We start from the raw sequence: 1,893 nt of genomic DNA, 5'->3' as shown, positions 1-1,893 counted from the left end.
ACGTTCGAATCCAGCACGAGCGAGACACCCTGAGGGATCGTCAGTGGTGCGCTGAGGAAGTCGTGACCGCTGGTGGATGCCACCAGCTTGACCGCGACGATGGCGTCCCCGTCCTGCTGTAGATGTTGCCGTCCGAGGTGCGGGCGAAGCCCCAGTGTCCGCTGACGCCGTCGCTGCAGGTGGCGACGTCGGTGATGGTGGCGGTGGCGGGGATGCCGCCGAGGTCTGTGTAGCTGTAGTAGGTGACCTTGTTATCGGTTTTGGACCAGATTGCGGCGGTGTCGGCGGCGGCGAGGTGGGTGGTGTTGGATGCGAAGAGGGTGAAGGTCGAGCCGTTCTTCGAGCTGTAGATGTTGCCGTCCGAGGTGCGGGCGAAGCCCCAGTGTCCGCTGACGCCGTCGCTGCAGGTGGCGACGTCGGTGATGGTGGCGGTGGCGGGGATGCCGCCGAGGTCTGTGTAGCTGTAGTAGGTGACCTTGTTATCGGTTTTGGACCAGATTGCGGCGGTGTCGGCGGCGGCGAGGTGGGTGGTGTTGGATGCGAAGAGGGTGAAGGTCGAGCCGTTCTTCGAGCTGTAGATGTTGCCGTCCGAGGTGCGGGCGAAGCCCCAGTGTCCGCTGACGCCGTCGCTGCAGGTGGCGACGTCGGTGATGGTGGCGGTGGCGGGGATGCCGCCGAGATTGTTGTATGTGTAGTAAGTGATCGTCGCAGGAGCCGGGGTGCCGGTGGCGGTCGCTGAGGAACTCGCCGTCCCCGAGACCCCCTGCAGCGCGCTCGTGCCACCGATGCTCGGCACGGAGATCGCCGGGAGAGACACCCGCCCCGAGGCGTCAGACGTACTCGTGTACGTGGCGCTGCCGCCCGCGAACGTGTACCCGTTCGACAGCGTGACTGTGATGGATGCGCCGGTGGTGGGCGTCCCGTTCGTCGTCGCGGTCACATAAGCACCCGTGATCGTCGAGCAGGCCGTGCCGGTGTAGCTCGCCTGGTTGAACGCCAGGGCGAGCGTGCCTGACGCCGAGGCCGCGGGGGCCACGGCGGCGGTCGCGATCACGGGGATGCTCCAGGCCGCTCCGGCGAGGATCGTGCGGCGGGCGACGCCGTCGTCGGGCGTGGAGGCGCGCGAAAGGTCGGTCATGAGGGCTCCTTCGGTTCGGGTTCGTAGTGCCGTCCTTCATGAAGCCGGGAAGTGACGCATTCGCGCCCGCCCACGTCGCAAACGCGTACGTGGTGTCGGCGGCCCGGTCCGGCGGGTGAACCCGCCGCGCGCCCGGGGAAGCGGTGCGGGTGACCGGTGACCCCTCTCCATGCGATACGGCGGGACCGCTCCGGCCCCGCCCCTAAGGTGTCCCCACCCGTCTCGGCATCCATCCCGTCGGAGGTGCTCGTCCATGCCCGATCCCCGGTCGCCGTGGCGCGTGCGCCGCATACCTCTCGAGGGGTCCGAGGTCGCCGAGTGGTTCCGTCTCCGCGGGTGGGTCGAGACCGACTCTGGGGCAGCCCACGCCTTCATCGACGAGGCCATCGTCGCCGACATCGCGATCCGGCGCGTGTGGCACACCGCGCTCACGCTGTCGCGACCCGCCTCACCCGAGCAGCACGCCGACACGCTCATCGTTCACGTCGCCGGCGAGGGCACCGTCCAGATCGGAGACGCCGAGTCCACCGCCCTCACTCCCGACGACGTGCTGTTCGTCCCGCGCGGGGTCGCCGTCACGTACCGCAGCAACGAGCCGATCGCCCGTATCGAGATCGACCACGGCGCGCGAGAGCGCGCGGGCGAGGTCTTCCACGTCCAGGGCGAGCTCGTATCCGCCGTGATGATCACCTCCGCGTCACGGCCTCTTCACGCCATGATCGCGGGGGGGGGGGGGGGGGGGGGGGGGGGGGGGT

At 69.1% G+C, this 1,893-nt stretch carries 2 protein-coding genes; one reads left to right on the top strand and one right to left on the bottom strand.

What is annotated here, in order from left to right:
• Nucleotides 1-40 precede the first annotated feature (40 nt).
• Nucleotides 41-1,138, bottom strand: a complete 1,098-nt coding sequence (locus I5G_RS08270; protein ID WP_022878632.1) for a hypothetical protein — start codon at nt 1,136-1,138, stop codon at nt 41-43.
• A gap of 253 nt (nt 1,139-1,391) precedes the next feature.
• Between I5G_RS08270 and I5G_RS26200 the strand changes: the two genes are divergently transcribed.
• Nucleotides 1,392-1,893, top strand: a 502-nt coding sequence (locus I5G_RS26200) for a cupin domain-containing protein (RefSeq protein ID WP_036327085.1), incomplete at its 3' end; no start/stop codon positions are given.

The sequence above is a fragment of the Microbacterium sp. B19 genome (assembly GCF_000333395.1).
Classification (GTDB): Bacteria; Actinomycetota; Actinomycetes; order Actinomycetales; family Microbacteriaceae; genus Microbacterium.
Note: the sequence above shows the minus strand (reverse complement) of the source record. Positions and strands in the feature narration are given on the sequence as shown.

Excerpts from the sequence above, each read along its gene's own strand:
- I5G_RS08270 (WP_022878632.1), bottom strand. The coding sequence starts at position 1,138 with ATGACCGACCTTTCGCGCGCCTCCACGCCCGACGACGGCGTCGCCCGC.